Genomic DNA, 20,052 nt, shown 5'->3' on the forward strand with positions numbered 1-20,052 from the left:
CCACCTCGGTGGCCCTCATCACCGACTGGCGCTTCTCCGGCGCCACTAAGGGCCCGGCGGTGGGTCACGTGAGCCCGGAGGCGGCAGCCGGCGGCCCCATTGCCCTCATTGAGGAAGGCGATTCGCTGACCGTGGACATCGAGGGAGGCGCGCTCACCCTCAATGTGGGCGACGAAGAGTTGGAGCGGCGCCGGGGCGCCTGGCAGATGCCGGCCCCCAAGCACGAATTCGGCGTGCTGGCGAAGTACGAGAAACTGGTTTCATCGGCCGATAAGGGAGCGTTGATTCTATGAGTGAGACAACGACGGCAAGGCGCAACGCGGCCACCGAGGGCGCTCCGCGCGGCCTGGGCTCGAAAACGCCCAAACAGGGAAAGACCATGCTGGGCGCCGAGGCGGTCATCGCCTCGCTGGAGGCCGAAGGCGTCGATACGGTGTTCGGCTATCCGGGCGGGCAGGCCATCAAGCTCTACGATGCCCTGTACGACTCCGATCAGCTGCACCATATTCTGGCGCGCCATGAACAAGGCGCGGTGCACATGGCCGACGGCTACGCCCGTTCCACGGGCAAGCCCGGTGTGGTTATTGTCACCTCGGGCCCGGGCGCCACGAACACGGTGACCGGTATCGCCACGGCCTATATGGACTCGGTGCCCCTGGTGGTCATCACGGGCCAGGTGGGTCGCGGGGTCATTGGCACCGATTCGTTCCAGGAGTCCGATATCGTGGGCATCACCATGCCGGTGGTGAAGCATTCCTACCTGCTGCAGTCCACCGACGAGCTGACGCGCACCATTCGCGAGGCCTTCCACATTGCCAGCACGGGACGTCCCGGGCCCGTGCTCATCGACATTCCCTCCGATCTGGCCGGTGCCGAAATGGTGTTCGAGTACCCCGATGAGGTGAACCTGCCTTCCTATAAGCCCACCTACCGCGGCAACGCCAAGCAGGTGCGCGCTGCCTGCCGCTTGCTGGAAGAGGCCGATCAGCCGCTGCTGTACGTGGGCGGCGGCATCATCAGCTCCGGTGCCTCCGAAGAGCTGGTGGCGCTGATGGACCGTATGCAGATTCCGGCCGTGGTCACCCTCATGGGCAAGGGCGGCGTGCCGGCGAGCCATCCTTTGAACTTGGGGCCGGTGGGCATGCACGGGGCGAAGTACTCGAATATGGCCATGACCGAGGCCGATCTGATCATTGCCGCCGGCGCCCGCTTCTCCGATCGCGTGACCGGCCGCGTCTCGGAATTCGCGCAGAACGCGAAAGTGGTGCATATCGACATCGACCCGGCGGAAATCGGCAAGATTCGCGACGCCGACGTGCCCATTGTGGGCGATCTCAAGGGTGTTTTGGCGGCTATGCTCGAGCAGTTGGACAAGGACGGTGCCAAGCCTCGCGATGACCAATGGATTGACGATATCAATGCTTGGCGCGAGCGCTATCCGTTCTACCACCCCAACGTGCGAGAGGCCGACGACGAGGTAGTGCCCGAGATTGTCATCTCAGAGCTGGGCCGTCAGTTGGACCCGGCCGCCTCGGTAGTCACCACGGAAGTGGGCCAACATCAAATGTGGGCCCATCAGTTCCTGCCCCGCGAGACGCCTCGCTCGTTCTTGTCGTCCGGCGGTTTGGGAACCATGGGTTTCGGCTTTCCCGCGGCCATCGGCGCAGCCATCGCCAATCCCGATAAAACCGTGGTGTGCGTGGCCGGCGACGGTTCGTTCCAGATGAACTCCCAGGAAATGGCCACCGCAGCTATCAATCAGGTGCCGGTGAAGGTCATGATCATGGACAATCGGTGCCTGGGCATGGTGCATCAATGGCAGAAGCTCTTCTACGACAAGCGCTTCTCGGAGACGCTGCTGGAGCCTGTGCCCGATTTCGTGAAGCTGGCAGAAGCCTACGGTTGGGAGGGCGAGCGCGTCGAGCGCGCCGAAGAGGTGCCCAACGCCATTGCCCGCATGCTGGCCGCCGAAGGCCCCTACTTGTTGGACGTGGCCATTTCCCGCGATCAAAACGTCTATCCCATGGTGGCGCCGGGCGCAGCCCTGAACAACATCATGGGCGCCATCGACGTGGCCGTGGGCGCGGTGCGCACCGATATGCCGGCCAGCGCCGGCGTGCGCGCGGCTACCCCCATGGAGCCTGCTGCCCCCGCCTCTTCGCCCTGCGCGAAGATCGATGCACAGTTCGGCGGCCGCTGGGAGATCGACCCCGAGGACACCGGGGCGCGTCTGGGCCAGGAGGGTTCGACGGTGGACGTGCCTCCTTCCGAATGGAAGACGCTCTTCCGTGAAGGCGCCGATAAGAAGGGAGGCAACTAATGAAGCACGTGCTGTCCGTTCTCGTGGAAAACAAGCCCGGCGTGCTCTCTCGCGTTACGGGCCTTATTTCGCGCCGCGGCTTCAACATCGAGTCGCTGTCCGTGGGTCCCACGGAGGATCCCACCATGTCGCGCCTGACCGCCATTGTCATCGCCGACGACTTGGGCTACGAGCAGATCACCAAGCAGCTGCACAAGCTCATTTCGGTGCACAAGATTACCGACCTGACCGACGAGGCCTCCATCGAGCGCGAGCTGGCGCTGTTCAAGGTGAACGCCGCCCCCGAGCGCCGCAGCGAGATCATCGAGATCGCCAACATCTTCCGCGCGAAGATCGTCGATGTGGGGCGCAACACCCTCACTGTCGAGGCCACGGGCGATGACGCGAAGCTCAAGGGCCTGGAAGACCTCTTCCGCGCCTACGGCATCAAAGAAATTGTCCGCACCGGCAAAGTGGCCCTGTCCCGCGCAAGCCGCGATTAAAACAACGGAGACCCCGATTACATAAAAGCCAGCCGACCGAAAAGAAAGGAAACCCATGGCTGTCACAATTTACTACGAAGAGGATTGCAACCCGGAGATCATCAAGGACAAGAAGATTGCCGTCATCGGCTATGGCTCCCAGGGCCATGCCCACGCGCTCAACCTGAAGGATTCCGGCTGCGACGTGCGCGTCGGTCTGCGCGAAGGCTCCAAGTCCATTGAGGCCGCCGAAGAGGCCGGACTCAAGGTGGTCGACATGGCCACGGCCGCCGAGGAAGCCGATCTCATCATGATCCTCGTGCCCGATGAGCTGCAACCTGAGATCTACGAGACCTATATCGCCCCGCATCTGAAGGCCGGCGACACCTTGGCCTTCGCCCACGGCTTCAACATTCATTACGGTTACATCACGCCGCCCGAGGACGTGAACGTCATCATGTGCGCCCCGAAGGGCCCCGGCCATATCGTGCGCCGCCAGTACACCGAGGGCTCCGGCGTGCCGGATCTCATTTGCGTGCAGCAGGACGCCACGGGCGACGCCTGGGATATCGCCATGAGCTATGCCTGGGGTGTTGGCGGCGCCCGCTCCGGCATCATCAAGGCCACCTTCAAGGAGGAAACCGAAGAGGACCTCTTCGGCGAGCAGGCCGTGCTCTGCGGCGGCCTGGTGGAGCTGGTGAAGGCCGGCTTTGAGACGCTGGTTGAGGCGGGCTACCCGCCGGAGCTCGCCTACTTCGAGTGCTACCACGAGATGAAGATGATCGTGGACCTCATGTACGAGAGCGGTATCCACTTCATGAACTACTCCATCTCCAACACGGCCGAGTATGGCGAGTACTACGCCGGCCCCAAGGTCATCAACGAGCAGAGCCGCGAGGCTATGCGCGAGATTCTGGCTCGCATCCAGGATGGCTCCTTTGCCGAGGAGTTCGTGGCCGACTGCAAAAACGGCCACAAGTGGCTTGTCGAGCAGCGCGAGGCCATCAACGATCACGAGATCGAAAAGACCGGCGAGAAAATTCGCGGCATGTTTAGCTGGATTCACGAGTAAGCAATACTTACAAGTTGATCAGGTAAAACTTATCCCTGTCACGCAAAGGTGTGACAGGGATTTTTTCTTGCTGCGTGACAAAATCACGGGTCTGCGTGATAGGCAGAAAGGGTGCGAGGGGGCATGATGGGCAGCGTCGAAACGCAAACACAAGGGACGCGGCCGAGGGGATGCAACCACGCCGGGTCCGACCAAAGAAGGAGACATTACTCATGAAGATTCTTGGACTGGGTGTTCCCGAGCTCGTTATCATTCTCGTTGTCGTGCTGCTCATCTTCGGGCCGAAGAACCTTCCCAAACTCGGCGCTTCTCTCGGCAAGACCGTGAAGAGCCTGCGCGAGGGCATGTCCTTCGATAAGGACAAGGACGAAGAGGTCGAGGAAGTCGTCGAGATTGTTGAGGACGAGCCCGAGGTTGCCTACGCCGGTGCCGGCGAGGCCACCACGAAGACCGTGAAGAAGGTTGTGAAGAAGAAGGCCGAGTAGCCGTCTGCTCACAGATAATCGATGAATGAGGGAGCCCGCCACGGGCTCCCTTTTCGTTTGCGCTAGAATGAGCAGGTTAACTGAAACGAAAGGGGAGGACTGTGGCCACTACGTTACCGCGCGTGCGTCAAGCGCGCTTGGCCATGGTGGGCTTCGGCTGCAATCAGGCCTTCCTCTTCACTATGCTGTATCTGGGCACTTTCAACGAGGGCGGCCAGCACGGCTTCTTCCTTGACCGCGCCGATTTGCTCTGCGTCCTGGTGGCCATGGTGGCTACGTTTGTGCTTATGCTGCAAGAGGGCGCCCGCGCGCGTCTTATGGGCGCCGCCCAGTGGCTCGTGCGCACCCTCGGTATCCCGCTGGTGGGAGCGCTTTTCGTACTGGTAGGTCTGCGCTGGGCGCTGCCCGGCGCTTCCTGGCTGCTGTTCGCCGTGCTGGAGGGCCTGCTCGCCGGAATTCCCTTGGCACTGCTGCTCTGCCTGTGGGGACGCGTCCTGGGGGAGGCCTCCATCGACCAATCGGTCCCCGAGGTGTTCATTGGCAGCGCGCTCGGCGCTGCCGTGTGCTTTTTCGTCGTGGCTATCCCCTTTGCCCAGGCCTATGTGGCACTTTACATTCTTCCCTTGGGAAGCGCTTGGGCGCTTCGCTGCCTCCAGCGGACATCGGGAGATTCGGCGGAAGAAGCTCAGCGGGCAGAAGAAGATACTCGTATGACTCCCGCGCATACCGAGGGAGAGTCTGCAAATCGGGCTTCGGAATCCGACGAGGCCACCAAGCTTACCGGGCGCATTATCGGAGGCACAGCGGTCTACGGATTGGCTACGGGCGCGGTGGAGGCCCTGAGCGCCAGCGCCCAGCAGTCTGCCTATACGGCGCTTTCCGTCACCTTCGTGCTGTTTGTCCTCTACTGCGCGGCGGCGCTGCAGCTGTACGGCGGCAAGCCCTTGGGGCCCGGAGTGCGCGCGGTGCTGCCCACGGCTCCCGACCAAGAAGTCGGCCCCCTGGGGGGCGCCTACCGCTTGGCTCTCTTGCTTATGGTAGGCGGTTTTATTGCCGTGCCCCTGCTGGAAAGCGTGGGCGTCTCCGGCGTGGCTGTGGTGCTTGCCGGCTACCTGGGTATTTTCTCGGTGCTCATCTCCTTGTTCCTTATCATGGGACGCCTTGCCGGGCGCGATACGGTGCGGTCTTTCTCGCGCGGGTTCGCGGCGCTTTTTGCCGGCGAGATCGGCGGTGTGGTTATTGGCGGCGTCATTGCGGCTCTGCCGGGCACCTTCGACGTGACAGCCGCCCTCGTGGCCGTAGCCGGCGTCGCGGTCATGTACACCTACCTCTTCCTCTTCACCGACCGCGACATGGCGGCCTTGTCGGTGGTGGTGGCGCAAACCGATCGCTTCGACGAGGTATGCGAGCGCATTGCTGCCCAGGCGAAGCTCTCGAAGCGCGAGCGCGAGATACTGCCCCTGGCCTTGCGCGGCCGCACGGCCGAGCGTATCGCTAGCGAGTTCTTCATCTCGAAGAACACCGTGGACACTCATCTGCGCCGCATCTACGCCAAATGCGATGTGCACACCCGTCAAGAGCTCATCGACCTCAGCGAGCGTGTGGAAGCGGAGCTGTCCTAACATGGCGGCACAGACCGGGTTTTCATTCAGCGAGTTTTCAGACGCCGGCCTTGTTTCTCAGGCAAGTTGCTCGGCCCCAACCAAGGAAGGCACCATGGACGTTACCCTCTTTTCTGACGGCTCTTCCCGCGGCAACCCGGGGCCTGGCGGTTACGGCACCATTCTGCGCTATACCGCCCCGTCGGGCACCGTGCACGAAAAGGAGTTCTCCGAGGGGTTTTCCTGCACCACCAACAACCGCATGGAACTGCTCGGCTGCATTGTGGGGCTGGAGGCGCTCAAGCGCCCCTGCTCGGTTACCGTGTACTCAGACTCGCAGTACCTGGTCAACGCCTTCAACCAGAACTGGGTGGCGGGCTGGCTCAAGCGCGGCTGGAAGAACGCCCAGAAGCAGCCGGTGAAGAACGTGGACCTCTGGAAGCGACTTCTGGCCGCCAAAGAGCCCCATCAGGTTACCTTTGTGTGGGTGAAGGGCCATGCGGGCCACCCCGAGAACGAGCGCTGCGACGAGCTGGCCACCACAGCCGCCGACAACCCTGCCTGCCACCGGCAAGACGAAGGATTCCGCGGCTAAGCTAAGTTGTGACGCCCCCGGGCAGCAAACGCTCCGTCAGGCCAAGTCGGCGCAGTAGCCGCGGGTTTGGATGCGGCGCGGGCTTTCGGGGAACAGGTGCGCATAGATGGCCATAAAGTAGCTGTCGGTCATGGAGGCCATGTAGTCCACCACAATTTGGTTCGGGTCTTGGGCCAGGTATTCTTCGGGCTTAATGGAGCGCGAAGCGACGCAGAGCCGCTTCAGATGATGCTGGAAGATGGGGCTTTCGCGGCGATCGGTGACCACGTCGCTGAGCAGCTGGGCGTACATCTCCTCGAACATCTCTTCTACCAGGTTCTCAGTTTCGTCGACCATGCCCTCTTTCAAGTAGATGATCTCGTAGTTCTGCTTCTTCGCCCGCTTGAGGTCGGCGAACACCGCCTCGCTCATGGCAATTTCGCCCGTACCGTAGGAGTTGTTGACGATGTCCACGGTCAGGTTGTTGATGATCTTCGCGTTCGTGGTGCCGATGACGTTGGTATCGAACACGTCGAGCGAGTCAATGACGCCCATGGCCAGGGCGTCCTGACGGTCTTTCCCCAGGTAGGCAATCATGTCGCTCACGCGTACTACGCAACCTTCCAAAGTGCTGGGGCGTAGGGTCTTGATGGTCAGCTCATCGGCGTTGCAGGCCTCCACCAGGGCGTCCAGCTCCTGGAAGGAACCGCAGGTGCCGCGTACCAGGCGCTGCTGGGCGAACTCGCCGTTGTGGCAGAGCACGCCGTCTAGGGTTTGCAATGACACGTTGCGCCGGTACAGGTCGTCTAGCACGCGCACGGAATGCACGTTGTGGTTGAAGTAGCGGCCGGTGCGACGGTGGTAACAAGCCGAGAGGAAGCGCTCGCCGGCATGGCCGAAGGGGGTGTGCCCCACATCGTGCCCCAGGGCAATAGCCTCGATCAGGTCGCAGTTGAGCCCCAGTAGGCTGCCAATGCCCCGGGCTACGCGGCTTACCAGCTGTACGTGCAGGCCGCGGCGGGAGATCTCGTCGTTTTCCGCGAAAGAGAACACCTGGGTCTTGTCGGTGTAGCGATTGTAGGCGGGAATGTTCAACACTTTCTCGATATCGCGCACGAAGGCCGGGCGCGTCAAGGTGGCCTCGTCGTGCTTGAAGTCCTCGCGCCGCACAACATCCTCGTCGCGGAAGCGCGCGGGGGTTTCGCGCCCGGCGGCCCGGTCGGCGCGAATAGCCGCTTCGATTTCGGGATCAAGGGAAAGATAAGAGGTAGTGTCTTTGCTCATGGATACGCTCGCTTTCGCCATCTGTTGTTTGCCGCCATTGTAACTGCGGAACATCCGTTTGCCCGCAAGGTGATATACTCTCCCAAAAAATGAGCACGGAAGAATCAGGAGCATCAGTGGCCAGCATCAGCGATGAGGATATCCAGAAAGTTCGAGAAGCCAGCGATTTGGTAGCCATCATGGGGGAGCGCGTGCCCGTCAAGCAGAAGGGGCGCGATTTCTGGTGCTGCTGTCCCTTTCACCAGGAGAAAACCCCCTCGTGCAAAATCGATCCGGCCCTGCAGCGCTGGCATTGCTTCGGCTGCGGCGAGGGCGGCGACGTCTTCAGCTACATCCAGAAAAGCGAGGACCTCACGTTCCCCGAAGCGGTGCGGCGCCTCGCCGAGCGTGCCCATATCGACATTGTGGAGGCCTCGGGGCGCCCTTCGGTGCCGGCCAGCCGCAAGGCGCGCTTGAAGGAGATCTGCGCGCGCACGGCCGAGTTCTACCATACCCAGCTCATGCGCGGCAAAGGCGCCGAGCCCGATGCGGCGCGCGCCTACTTGGCCGGCCGTGGTTTCGGCGGCGCGGTACCGAAGGACTGGAATCTGGGCTTCGCTCCGGGCCATGGAACCCTGGTGCGCCATCTCTCGGGTTTGGGCTTCAAGGGCGACGAGCTCGTGGCGGCCAACGTGGCGCTCACCGGCCGTGACGGACGCCTGCGCGACCGCTTCTTCAACCGCGTCATGTTCCCCATCAACGACGTGCAGGGGGAGTGCATTGCCTTCGGCGGCCGCGTGATTGGCCAAGGCGAACCGAAGTACCTCAACTCCCAGGAAACCCCCTTGTTCCACAAGTCGCAGGTGCTCTACGGACTTGATAAGGCGAAAGCCGCCATGGCCGCCACGGGCGATGCCGTGGTGGTGGAAGGCTACACGGACGTTATCGCTTTGCACGAGCACGGCATCACCAACGCCGTGGCCACGCTCGGCACCTCGCTGACCATGAAGCATATCCGCCTTTTGTCGCGCCATGCATCGAAGCGTATCGTGTACCTCTTCGACGGCGATGCCGCCGGCCAGCGCGCGGCCGATCGCGCCCTCAGCTTCATCGACGACTCTATGACCCCCGAGGCGGGACGCACCCGTGTCGAACTGGTGGCCGTCACGCTGCCCGACAATTTGGACCCAGCGGAATTCGTCGAGGCCCGGGGTGCCGATGCACTGCGGGCGCTGCTCGATGACGCGAAGCCGCTCATCAAGTACGGCATTGATCGTCGCATGGCGGCCCATGACCTCAGCACGGCCGAGGGGCGCACCCGCGCCTTGGCGGCCTGCCTGGAGGTGCTGGCACCCATCAAGCAGTCGATGCTTGCCAAGGATTATGCCATCCAATTGGCTGGGCGTTTGCGCCAGCGCGAGGAAGACGTGCTGGCCGCTTTGGCGCGCCTCGAGCCCCCGCGTGCGGTTGAGCGCGTCGACGAGGAGCCTCCGGCCCCCGTTGCGCCGCAACGCCCACGCCGCGCCCTGACCCGGGCCGAGCGCAACCGTCTTTCCTTCGAGCGTGCCTTTCTAAGCCTCGTGGCCCATCATCCGGCGGTGGGCTTGGCCCATGCTGATGGTTTGGCTCAGGTGCAATGGCACGAGGAGGTTCACCGCCTTGTGGCCGAGGCCATGCTGGAGGCTTGGGAGGACAACCCGGGCCTGGATAGTGCCTCGCTGGTAAGCCGCGTGGCCGATCGTGCACCGCAGGCCACTGCGGTATTCATGGCACGGTCGTTCGACGAGAAGAAAGACCCCGAGGAACTGGGGGACTTTCTTGCCGAGGAACTGGCTTTGGGCGATGCCGAGGAGGCCGTGGCCGATTTGGTGGCCCAGCTTTCCGACGAGAGCCTCGATGCCGACGAGGCCATGCTGCTCCACGAGACGGCCACGGCGCTGCAGAAAGACCTGGCCGCTCGCCGTCAGGCCCATCGCTCCCTTCCGTAGATTTCGCGGCGTATCTGGACAAGCCTTTCGCCTTTGCCCACAATGAACAGGTTAACAACCTGTTCGCGCCTTTGCGCATCCCATAAGAGTTAGGAACCACGGTGCTGCCCATTGTCATTTCCCCCGATCCCATTTTGGCCACGGTCTGCGAGCCTTGCGACTTGTCCGACAAGTCGCTCAAGCGCCTGGCCAAGCAAATGGAACACGCTATGTATAAAAACTACGGCTGCGGCATTGCGGCGCCCCAGGTGGGCGTCACGAAGCGCCTCATTGTCATCGATGTCGATTGGGACGGCGAGAAGGGGGAGAAGAACCCCATCGTGCTGGTGAACCCCGAAATCGTCGAGCTGGCCGGCGAGCCGGAAATCGGCAGTGAGGGCTGCCTGTCCTGCCCCGGCGTGAACGTGCCTATTGAGCGTCAGCCTTGGGCCCGCGTGCAGTACTACGACTTGGACGGCGAGCTGTGGGAGATCGAGGGCGACGGCCTGTTGGGCCGCTGCCTGCAGCACGAGATTGATCACCTGAACGGCAAGACGCTCTTCGAAAGCTGCGATGCCGCCACTCGCATCGAGGCCCTGCGCCTCTACGAGGAGGCCCGCGCGGCTGGCGCCCGCCCCGGCGACACCGATTTCGAGGTGAAGTAGGGTGCGCATCGTCTTCATGGGCACGCCTGCCTTCGCCGCCGACATCCTGGAGCAGCTTATTCCCCATCACGAGGTCGTGGCGGTCTATACGCGCCCCGACGCGGTGCGCGGCCGCGGCAAAACGCTCGTGCCCTCGCCGGTGAAGGAAGTGGCCCAGAAGCATGGCATCGAAGTGCGCACGCCGCGCACCCTGCGTGACTCTCAGGTGCAGGCCGATCTGGCGGCTCTGCATCCCGAAGCCATTTGCGTGGCCGCTTACGGCGCCATTCTTCCCAAGGAAGTACTCGATATTCCGCCGTACGGCTGCTTGAATGTTCACGGCTCATTGCTGCCGCGCTGGCGCGGGGCGGCCCCTATCGAGCGCGCCCTGCTGGCGGGCGATGAAGAGGTGGGCGTGTGCATCATGGCCATGGAGGAGGGGCTCGACACCGGCGACTATTGCGTGCGCCGCGCCATTCCCGCCGCTGGTCAGACGGCCGCTGGCCTCACGGTGGAGCTGGCTGATCTGGGAGCCCAGGCTCTGCTGGTGGCTCTGTCCCAGGTGGAGGCCGGTCATGCAGCCTGGGTTAGCCAGGACGAGAGCCGCGTTACCTATGCGGAGAAAATCGCCAAGGGCGAGCTGGACCTCGACCCTCAGGAATCTGCAGCCGTCAACGAACGGCGCGTGCGCGCGTCCAGTGAGGCCCATCCGGCCCGCTGCATTATCGGCGAGCGCCCCGTCACCGTTCTGGCAGCCTGCCTGGCGCCCGCTGAGGTTGTTGTAGCGCCTGGCCAGGCCCAATTCATGGCGAAGAAGCTCTACCTGGGCTGCGCCCAGGGTGTATTGGAAGTATTGGAAGTAAAGCCCGATGGCAAGCGTGCCATGGAGGCCAAGGCCTTTGCCGCCGGCGTGCCGGTTTTGCGCGGGGCAGAAGGAGCATGGCACCATGCGTAACGATCATCGAGCTCACAACCAGCGTCGCTCCTACGACCGCGCGTCCCAAGGCGATCGCCTTGCTCAGGGTGGCCGCCCCTCTCAAGGGGGCAAGCCCCGCGGTGATCGTCGCTTCGACCGTCGAGACGGCAAGCCTGGCGGCAAACCCGGTGCTGGCAAGTTCCGTCGCGATGACGACGGCAAAGGCGATAAGCCGGATTTCCGCAAGCGCGATGGCAAGCCCGGCGGGTATAAGCCCCGTGATGGTAAGCCCGATAGCTTCAAGTCCCAGGGTGATCGCCGCGAGGGCTTTAAGTCTCGGGAGGACCGCGCTGAGGGGTTCAAGCCTCGCCCGTCTGGGCATCGTGACGATTTCAAGCCTCGTCGCGAAAGCGATGGGCCCCGCGCCCCGCGCGCGCCCTACGCCGATGGCGCCCAAGCAGTGCAGAAGCGCAAGGGTTCGGGCAAGCATGCCACTTCGGCCCGTGAACTGGCCCTGTCGGCCATTCACCAGCTGCGAGAGCGCGACGCCTTCGCCCAGGATATTATTGCGAAGACCATCGACACCTCGAAGCTTTCCCGTGAGGACCGTGCCTTCGCCACGCGCTTAGTGCTCGGCGTGGTCAGCATGCGCGGCACCCTCGATGAGATCCTCGATTCCTGCATGGATTCTCCCGACGATGTCTCGCCGGCCGTGCGCGATGCCCTTGACCTTTCGGTGTACGAGATCATCTTCTTGGACAAGAGCCCTCATGCCGCCGTGGACCAGGGCGTCGAGCTGGTGCGCTCGGTGGCGCCCCGCGCCAGTGGCCTGGCCAATGCGGTGCTCCGCCGTGTGGTGCGCGCCAAGGACGCCTTCCCCTTCGGTGACCCGCGCAAGGACCTGGCGGCCTATGCCCGCTTGCACGGCTTCCCCCAGTGGCTCGCCGAGCGCCTGCTCAAGGAGCTCGGACCCCAAAACGCCTTGGCCTTCATGAAGGCCTCCAACGAACCGGCGCCGGTGTTCGTGGCCATCAACGCCGCCAAGGCCGACGAGGCCGAGGTGGTGTCGGTGTTGGCGGCGGCCCATGGCGAGCCTGAGGCTGTGACCGTGGCGGGCCGTCCCGTGCCCGGCTGCTACCGTCTTTGCTCCGGCGTGGTGCTTCACGACGGCCGTGTGCGTCGCATGTTCAATCAGGGCCTTATCCTTGTTTCCGACGCCACGTCCCAGGCTATCGCGAACCTGGTGCTGGAGGGCGAGAAACCTGCCACCTTCCTGGAGATCGGTGCCGGGCGCGCCACGAAGACCATTCTCGACCAAAGCTGCGCCGTGCGTCGGTTCGGCAGCCAGATCGACGACTACGTGACCGTGGACAACCACGCCTTCAAAACCAAGCTTCTGCGCGAGCGCTGCGAGCAGTACGGCATCAACGTAGCCGATGCGCTCACCGGTGACGCCACCGATCTCGATGTCTTGGTGGGCGAGCGCGCCTTCGACACCGTGTTCGTAGACAGCCCCTGCTCGGGTCTGGGCACCCTGCGCCGCCATCCCGAAATTCGCTGGCGCTTGTCCGCCGAGGCCATCGAGGAGCAGGCGGCCCTCGACGAACGTCTGCTTGCGGCAGCGGCGGCCCATGTGGCCCCCGGCGGTCTTTTGGCCTATGCCACCTGCACCATCACTCAGCGGGAAAACGCTGAGGTGGTGGAGCGTTTCCTGGCCGGCGAGGTCGGGGCGGCCTTCGAAGTGGTTCCTTACGACAATCCCGAGCTTGGTGTCGAAGCGCCTTTCTTCTCCACCATGCTGGAGCCCGGCAGCTCCGATGCGCATTTCTTAGCGCGGATGCGGCGCAAAGCAGAATAAGCACTGCGAAAACGGCCTTCGGGCCGTTTTCTCTTTCCTGGAGCGAGGAAAACGGGAAATCTCGGCGTTTCGGATAATCCGATAGAGGGCGCGCAGGAAAAACTATGGGCGCTTCCCCGATGTATTAACCGTTTTGAAACGCAGATGAACAGGATGTCAGTACAATACTGCGATACCGAAAACTGTCTCAAGGAAAAGGAGGTCGCAATCGTGGAGCCGAATATCAAAGAGGTGGCGGGGCGTATTCGCGCGCTGCGAGAGGATATGGACCTCACCTTGCAGGAGATGGCCGAGGCTACCGGTCGTTCCGCCGCCGAGTATGCCGCCCAGGAGTCGGGCGAGGAGGATCTCTCCTTTACCTTCCTGTACAAATGCGCCGATAAGTTCGGCGTCGACGTGATCGAGCTGCTCACAGGCGAGAATCCTCACTTGACAGGCTATTCGCTTACCCGTGCGGATCAGGGCCTGTCCATCAAGCGCCGCGCTGGCTTTGAATACCTGCACAAGGCGCCGCACTTCCGCCACAAGCTGGCCGAGCCCTTCGTGGTCACCGCACCTTACCTGGAGGAGGAGCAGGACGTGCCGGTGCATCTGTCCCGCCACGAGGGCCAAGAGCTTGACTTTATCATCTCGGGCAAGATGCGCTTTGCCTACGAGGACCACGAGGAAATCCTCGAGCCGGGCGACCTGGTCATGTACGACTCGGGCCGTGGCCACGGCATGGTGGCCACAGGCGGCGAGCCCTGCGTGTTCCTTGCCATTGTCATGAAGCCCCAGGACGAGAAGATTATCTAGGCGCCGCCGGGAACGCCCCGACGTCGCCGCAACCGATAATCCCATTCGCCCTCTGACTTCATGCAAGGAATTACTATGCGCCATATCAACGAACGCTATGTTACCGAGGCCTTCAACGAGGAAGGCCAGCTCACTCAATTCGACATCGAAACCCCAGCCGACTTCAACTTCGCCTACGACGTGGTCGACGATATTGCCATGAACGACCCCGGGCGCCGCGCCATGGTGTGGTGCAACCCGGAGGGGGAAGAGCACGTCTTCACCTTCGCCGATATGAAAACCTGGTCGGACAAGACGGCGAACTTCTTGGCCGACTGCGGCATCGGCCGCGGCGACTACGTCATGGTCATCTTGCGTCGCCATTATCAGTTCTGGTTCGTCATGTTGGCGCTCCAGAAGCTGGGTGCTGTGGCCGTGCCGGCTACCTTCATGCTGAAGGAGCACGATCTTACCTACCGCCTGCAGGGCGCCGATATCAAGGCTGTTATCGCCACTTCCGCAGGAGACATTGCTGCCACGGTGGACGCCGTGGTGGACGAGTGCCCCAGTGTGGAAACGCTCATCCTGGTGAACCCGGCGGGTGCTGGACTCACGCCCCAGGATGCCGATGGCACGTGGCTTTTGCCCGCCGACGAACCGGCAGGCCCTGCGCTGTCGGGCCCGGAGGGCATCTGCGCCGCACCCGTGGCTCGCGAAGGCTGGCGCGACTTCAATACCGAGGTCCGCGCGGCCAGCGCCGACTTTGCCCGTCGCGAGACGGCGGCGGCCGATCCTATGCTCATGTACTTTTCCAGCGGCACCTCGGGTAATCCCAAGATGGTGCTGCACAATTCCGGCTATGCGCTCGCGCACCTCATCACGGCGAAGCATTGGCACAACGTGCGCCCCGACGGCCTGCACTTCACCATTGCCGACACCGGTTGGGGCAAGGCCGTGTGGGGAAAGTTCTTCGGGCAGTGGCTCATGGAGGCCGCGGTGCTCACCTACGACTTCGACCGCTATGACCCGGCCGACATCCTGGGCCTCATCGGCCGCTATGGCGTGACCACCCTGTGCTGCCCGCCCACCATGTACCGCATGATGACCGAGGTGAACGTCGACGAGTTCGACCTGTCCAGCCTGGAGTACTGCACCACGGCCGGCGAGGCGCTCAACCCCGATCTGTTCGATTTCTGGCGCGAGCACACGGGCCTTACCATCTACGAGGGCTTCGGTCAGACGGAAACGCCGCTGACCGTGGGCAACTTGACCAATTCCACCCCGCGCCCCGGTTCCATGGGCAAGCCCGTGCCGCTCTACGACATGCGCATCCTGCGCGAGGACGGCACGGAGTGCGACACGGGCGAGACGGGGGAGATCTGCATCAACATTGATCCGCACCCAGCGGGCATCATGATGGAGTACTACCGCAACGCGGAGAAGACCGCCGAGGCCATGCACGACGGCTGGTACCACACCGGCGACACCGCTTGGCGCGACGAGGAGGGCAACTACTGGTACGTGGGCCGCAACGACGACGTGATCAAGTCGAGCGGCTATCGCATCGGTCCCTTCGAGATCGAATCGGTCATGCTCGAGCACGACGCCGTGCGCGAAGTGGCCGTTACCGGCGTGCCCGATCCGGTGCGCGGGTTTGCCGTGAAGGCCACGGTGGTGCTAGCCGACGGCTGGCAGGGCAGCGACGCCCTGACCCAGGAGCTGCAGAAATGGGTGAAGCGCCAGACGGCCCCCTACAAGTACCCGCGCATTATCGAGTACGTGGACGATCTGCCCCGCACTGTGAACGGCAAGATCCGTCGTGCCGCCATTCGCGAGCAAGACCAGACGCACCACGCCTCCAAGAAAACCCCCGAGGGGCTGATCTAGCGTGGACAAGGCCGCATTGCTGGAAAGCTTGGCGCCCGTTACCGTGGTGGTGGGCCACTACGGGGTGGGGAAGACCAACTTCTGCCTCAACCTGGCCCTTGATGCGGCGGCAGCGGGCGCGGCGGTCACCTTGGCCGATCTTGATGTGGTGAATCCCTACTTCCGCTCCAGCGAGTACCGGACGCTTCTGGAAGAGCACGGTGTGACCCTCATCGCGCCGGTTTTTGCCCGAGCGGGCACGTCGTTGGATGTGCCGTCGCTGACGGGCGCGGTTATCCCCGCCATCAATCGCGCCTACCACGAAGCACGTACCGGTGGAGAGGGTCGGCGACCCGTGGTCATCATCGACGCCGGCGGCGACGATGTGGGGGCTACGGCGTTGGCGCGCTTCGCCCCTGCCATCCAGGAGGGCCCCCATGAGGTGTGGTACGTGGTGAACGGCTATCGCAACCTCACCGGCACCCCGGAAGAGGCCGCGGCCATTCTCGCCGAAATCGAGGCGAAAAGCCATCTGACGGCTACGGGCATTGTCAACAACTCCCATTTGCAGGGAGAGACCACTTTGGGACACATTGCAGAATGTGTCCCCTTTGCCCAGACCACAGCCCGGGTCACAGGCCGGCCCCTTCGTTGCACTACGGTGCCCGAATCGGCCATTCAGCAGGAAAACGACGGGTCAACGCCGCTTGAGTGTATTCCCGAAAGCTATCCTGTACAGGTACTTGTTTCCACGCCCTGGGGATAAAAGGGCTGAAAGCAATAGGACGCTTCGCCGTGGGAGAGCGACGGAGCGCAGAAACGCACGAGCGAAAGAGGTTCCTATGGCGCGACTAACCGTTGACGACTTCTTCTGCAAGGGCTGCGGCCTGTGCGTCGAGGTGTGCCCGGTTCATATTCTTGAGCTGGACCCCGACGTCATCACGGCCAAGGGCTATCACCCGGCCCATTGCATCGATCAGGAAAAATGCACCGGCTGCGCAACCTGCGCCGTCATGTGCCCCGATGTGGCCATCACCGTGGAAAGGTAGGGACATGGCTGAGAAAGTACTCATGAAGGGCAACGAGGCCATGGCCGAGGCGGCCATGCGCGCTGGTTGCCGCTGCTTCTTCGGATATCCCATCACCCCGCAGACCGAGGTGGCCGCTTATATGTCGAAGAACATGCCCAAAGTGGGCGGCGTGTATCTGCAGGCCGAGTCTGAGGTGGCGGCCATCAACATGGTCTACGGCGCCTCGGCCGCGGGTGCCCGCGTACTCACCTCGTCCTCTTCGCCGGGCATTTCGCTGAAGAGCGAGGGCATCTCCTATATGGCCGGCGCCGATCTGCCGGGCGTCATCATCAACGTGGAGCGCGGCGGCCCGGGTCTGGGTTCCATCCAGCCCTCGCAGTCCGATTACTGGCAGGCCACGAAGGCCACCGGCCACGGCGACTTCCACATTGTGGTCTACGCCCCCTCCACGGTGCAGGAGATGGCCGACTACGCCTACAAGGCCTTCGACACGGCGGACAAGTACCGCGTGCCCGTTATGATCCTGGCCGACGGCTTGCTCGGCCAGATGATGGAGCCCGTGGTGCTCCCCGAGGCCCGGGCCTTGGAGGACTTGCCCGAGAAGCCCTGGGCCACTACCGGTCACGGCCATAAGCGCGCCCATAACGTGGTGAACTCGCTGTACCTGACGGCCGAGGACCTGGAAGACCTCAACATCGAGCGCTATCAGCGCTACGACACCATTCGCGCCAACGAGCAGGAGGCCGAAACCTACCTGATCGACGATGCCGACATTGTGGTGACCGCCTTCGGCGCCTCGGCCCGTGTGGCCCGCAGCGCCGTGAACGCCGCGCGCGCCCAGGGCATCAAGGCTGGCCTGTTCCGTCCTATCACGCTGTGGCCGTTCCCCGTGGATGCCCTTGAGGCCACGGTGCCCCAGGCCAAGGCCTATCTGGACGTGGAGATGAACATGGGCCAGATGATCGAGGACGTGCAGCTGGTGGTGTCCGGTCGCCGCCCCGTCGAGTTCTTCGGCCGCACCGGCGGCGTCATTCCCACCCCCGACGAGGTGCTTTCCGCCCTGGTGGCCCTCAACGAGAAAGTAGGTGAGTAGCATGGCCGAGACAACCGAGAAGGAGCTCAAGGTCGTTTACGAGCGCCCCAAGTCCCTTTTGCCCGTGGTGACGAACTTCTGCCCGGGCTGCCCCCACGGCATTGTGGAGCGCACGATGTGCGAGGTCATGGACGAGCTGGGCATCGAGGGCGACACTATCGGCGTGGCACCTGTTGGCTGCGCCGTTATCTCCTACGACTTCTTCGGCTGCGACATGATCGAGGCGGCCCACGGCCGTGCCCCCGCGGTAGCCACCGCCGTCAAGCGCGTACAGTCGAACAAGGTGGTCTTCTCCTATCAGGGCGACGGCGATTTGGCCTCCATCGGCATGGCCGAGACCATTCACGCCGCCACCCGCGGTGAGAACATCACCGTCATCTTCATCAACAACGCCATCTACGGCATGACCGGCGGCCAGATGGCCCCCACCTCGCTGCCGAACCAGGTGACGCAGACGAGCCCCTACGGCCGCGACGTGACCACGGCGGGCAACCCCATCCGTGTGTGTGAGCTGCTCAGCTCCCTGGACGGCCCGGCCTACATCGAGCGCGTTACGGTGGATACGCCGAAGAACGTGCGCAAGGCGAAGAAGGCCATCAAGAAGGCGTTCCAGAACCAGATCGACGGCGTGGGCTACTCCTTCATCGAAGTGGTATCCACCTGCCCCACCAACTGGGGCATGACCCCGCAGGGCGCCTTTGAGTGGATGCGCGAGAACATGCTGCCGTACTATCCGCTCGGCGTGTACCGCGACGTGGTGGCCGACGGCTTCGCCAACGCCGCCGAGGCGGCTGCGGCCCGCAACGCCGACTGCCCCATCGCCCATCCCGAGAAGAAGGGGGAGAACTAATGAGCAACGATCTGCAATGTGTCGTGGCCGGCTTCGGCGGCCAAGGGTCGCTGTTCGCCGGCAAAGTTATCGCCATGGCGGGATTGGCCGAGGATCGCGAGGTGTCCTGGATGCCCTCCTACGGCCCCGAGATGCGCGGCGGCACGGCCAACTGCTCGGTCACGCTGTCCAGCGAGCCCATCGGCAGCCCGCTCGTGCTGCATCCCAATGCGCTTATTGCCTTGAACCAGCCCTCCTTCGACAAGTTCCTCGACACGGTGGTGGAAGGTGGCACGGTCATTGTCGACACCGCCATGGTGCCCAAGGTGTCGGAGCGCGAGGGCGTGAACGTCATCGGCATCCCGGCCACGAAGCTTTGCGAGGAGCAGGGTCTCAAGGGCCTCTCCAACATTGTGCTCATCGGCAAGCTGTGGAAGGAAACCCAGTTCTGCGAGCGCGCGTCCCTCGATGCCGCCATCGCCAAGGTGGTGCCCGCCTCGAAGCCCGAGAAGCTGGAGCAGAACCGTACCGCCATCGAAATCGGCCTCAACGCCTAAGGAGCCATCATGGAAGAGAATCTGCAAGAGCTGGGCATGCGCATCCAGGGCCTCCGCGAGGCCTGCGATGTGTCGCGCCACACCATGGCCGAGGAGCTGGGCGTCGATATCGACACCTATCGCTCCTGGGAGGAGACCGGCATCGACATCCCCATATCGGCGGTGTATCACATGGCTACGAAGTTCAACGTGGACCTGGCCGAGGTGCTCACCGGCACCGCGCCGAAGCTCAACACCTACCACGTGGTGCGTCGCGGTGAAACCGAAGAGGTGGAGCGCTATCCCGGCTACCACTACGAGGACATGGCCAGCCGCTACTCCCACAAGATCATGCAGCCCTTGCTGGTCATTCTGGAGCCCGGCGAGGATGCGGCCGAACTGGTGGAGCATCGCGGCCAAGAGTTCAACTACGTGCTGGAAGGATCGATGATCCTCACCTTCGGCGATCGCGACATCGAGCTGAACGCCGGTGACAGCATCTACTTCAACCCCGAGTACCCCCACGGCCAGCGCTGCAACGGTACCGAAACCTGTAAGTTCATCACGATTATCGCGGAGTAAAACTCTCCCAGCCAAGGGAATCTTTCACAGTTGTAAGAGCAGCGCCGTGACACCGGGTGTTTCAACCGAGCGAGTTCCGCAGCGACTGAAAATGTCCAGTGGACATTTTCACAAAGCGAGGACTGTCTGAGCGAATTGGAATACCCGGTGGCACGGCGCGGACAAGCAAGGAAGACAAAG

At 63.1% G+C, this 20,052-nt stretch carries 20 protein-coding genes; 19 read left to right on the top strand and 1 reads right to left on the bottom strand.

Going from position 1 to position 20,052, the window contains the following annotated elements:
• From QZ307_RS05580 to rnhA, 7 genes are all read left to right on the top strand, one after another.
• Positions 1-293: dihydroxy-acid dehydratase (locus QZ307_RS05580; RefSeq protein ID WP_295997016.1), on the top strand; the 293-nt coding region annotated here is incomplete at its 5' end.
• Positions 290-2,320, top strand: coding sequence for a biosynthetic-type acetolactate synthase large subunit (ilvB, locus tag QZ307_RS05585; protein WP_295997019.1), 2,031 nt, complete (start codon positions 290-292; stop codon positions 2,318-2,320). The genes QZ307_RS05580 and ilvB, both read left to right, overlap by 4 nt.
• Positions 2,320-2,802, top strand: coding sequence for an acetolactate synthase small subunit (gene ilvN, locus QZ307_RS05590; RefSeq protein WP_275207916.1), 483 nt, complete (start codon positions 2,320-2,322; stop codon positions 2,800-2,802). Before ilvB ends, ilvN begins: the two co-directional genes overlap by 1 nt.
• A gap of 55 nt (positions 2,803-2,857) precedes the next feature.
• Positions 2,858-3,853 (top strand): ketol-acid reductoisomerase, encoded by a 996-nt coding sequence (gene ilvC / locus QZ307_RS05595; protein ID WP_275207915.1) that lies wholly within the window; start codon positions 2,858-2,860, stop codon positions 3,851-3,853.
• A 212-nt stretch (positions 3,854-4,065) separates the two neighbouring features.
• A complete protein-coding gene (gene tatA / locus QZ307_RS05600) occupies positions 4,066-4,338 on the top strand; it encodes a twin-arginine translocase TatA/TatE family subunit (RefSeq protein WP_295997027.1) in 273 nt (90 codons plus the stop codon).
• A 101-nt stretch (positions 4,339-4,439) separates the two neighbouring features.
• Positions 4,440-5,960, top strand: a complete 1,521-nt coding sequence (locus QZ307_RS05605; RefSeq protein WP_295997030.1) for a helix-turn-helix transcriptional regulator — start codon at positions 4,440-4,442, stop codon at positions 5,958-5,960.
• A 94-nt stretch (positions 5,961-6,054) separates the two neighbouring features.
• Positions 6,055-6,534, top strand: a complete 480-nt coding sequence (gene rnhA, locus QZ307_RS05610) for a ribonuclease HI (protein ID WP_275207909.1) — start codon at positions 6,055-6,057, stop codon at positions 6,532-6,534.
• Between the two features lie 36 nt (positions 6,535-6,570).
• Here rnhA and QZ307_RS05615 read toward each other — a convergent pair whose 3' ends face one another.
• A complete protein-coding gene (locus tag QZ307_RS05615) occupies positions 6,571-7,797 on the bottom strand; it encodes an HD domain-containing protein (protein ID WP_295997035.1) in 1,227 nt (408 codons plus the stop codon).
• A 116-nt stretch (positions 7,798-7,913) separates the two neighbouring features.
• Here QZ307_RS05615 and dnaG point away from each other — a divergent pair, with 116 nt between their 5' ends.
• The 12 genes from dnaG (at position 7,914) to QZ307_RS05675 (ending at position 19,872) form a co-directional block, all read left to right on the top strand.
• Positions 7,914-9,764, top strand: coding sequence for a DNA primase (dnaG, locus tag QZ307_RS05620; RefSeq protein WP_295997038.1), 1,851 nt, complete (start codon positions 7,914-7,916; stop codon positions 9,762-9,764).
• Positions 9,765-9,865: 101 nt separating this feature from the next.
• Positions 9,866-10,408, top strand: a complete 543-nt coding sequence (gene def, locus QZ307_RS05625; protein ID WP_295997042.1) for a peptide deformylase — start codon at positions 9,866-9,868, stop codon at positions 10,406-10,408.
• A 1-nt stretch (position 10,409) separates the two neighbouring features.
• The gene (gene fmt, locus QZ307_RS05630) at positions 10,410-11,342 is read left to right on the top strand and encodes a methionyl-tRNA formyltransferase (protein ID WP_295997045.1); all 933 of its coding nucleotides are present in this window, start codon (positions 10,410-10,412) and stop codon (positions 11,340-11,342) included.
• Positions 11,335-13,161 carry a transcription antitermination factor NusB gene (locus QZ307_RS05635; RefSeq protein ID WP_295997048.1) on the top strand — a complete coding sequence of 609 codons (1,827 nt, stop codon included), beginning with the start codon at positions 11,335-11,337 and terminating at the stop codon, positions 13,159-13,161. Before fmt ends, QZ307_RS05635 begins: the two co-directional genes overlap by 8 nt.
• Positions 13,162-13,371: 210 nt before the next feature.
• Positions 13,372-13,956, top strand: a complete 585-nt coding sequence (locus tag QZ307_RS05640) for a cupin domain-containing protein (protein ID WP_275207900.1) — start codon at positions 13,372-13,374, stop codon at positions 13,954-13,956.
• A gap of 75 nt (positions 13,957-14,031) precedes the next feature.
• Entirely contained in the window at positions 14,032-15,822 is a 1,791-nt protein-coding gene (locus QZ307_RS05645; protein WP_295997052.1) for an AMP-binding protein, read from the top strand.
• Between the two features lies 1 nt (position 15,823).
• A complete protein-coding gene (locus tag QZ307_RS05650; RefSeq protein ID WP_295997055.1) occupies positions 15,824-16,567 on the top strand; it encodes a ParA family protein in 744 nt (247 codons plus the stop codon).
• A gap of 76 nt (positions 16,568-16,643) precedes the next feature.
• A complete protein-coding gene (locus tag QZ307_RS05655) occupies positions 16,644-16,850 on the top strand; it encodes a 4Fe-4S binding protein (protein WP_275207896.1) in 207 nt (68 codons plus the stop codon).
• Positions 16,851-16,854: 4 nt separating this feature from the next.
• Positions 16,855-17,925: a 3-methyl-2-oxobutanoate dehydrogenase subunit VorB gene (locus QZ307_RS05660; protein WP_275207895.1), complete on the top strand. Its 1,071-nt coding sequence runs from the start codon at positions 16,855-16,857 to the stop codon at positions 17,923-17,925.
• Position 17,926: 1 nt separating this feature from the next.
• Positions 17,927-18,775 carry a thiamine pyrophosphate-dependent enzyme gene (locus QZ307_RS05665; protein ID WP_295997059.1) on the top strand — a complete coding sequence of 283 codons (849 nt, stop codon included), beginning with the start codon at positions 17,927-17,929 and terminating at the stop codon, positions 18,773-18,775.
• Complete coding sequence (locus QZ307_RS05670) at positions 18,775-19,311, top strand: 2-oxoacid:acceptor oxidoreductase family protein (protein ID WP_295997062.1); 537 nt, start codon at positions 18,775-18,777, stop codon at positions 19,309-19,311. Before QZ307_RS05665 ends, QZ307_RS05670 begins: the two co-directional genes overlap by 1 nt.
• Positions 19,312-19,320: 9 nt before the next feature.
• Positions 19,321-19,872, top strand: coding sequence for an XRE family transcriptional regulator (locus QZ307_RS05675; RefSeq protein WP_295997065.1), 552 nt, complete (start codon positions 19,321-19,323; stop codon positions 19,870-19,872).
• The last annotated feature ends 180 nt before the right edge of the window (positions 19,873-20,052 follow it).

This window comes from uncultured Adlercreutzia sp. (assembly GCA_910585575.1).
Taxonomy (GTDB): domain Bacteria; phylum Actinomycetota; class Coriobacteriia; order Coriobacteriales; family Eggerthellaceae; genus Adlercreutzia.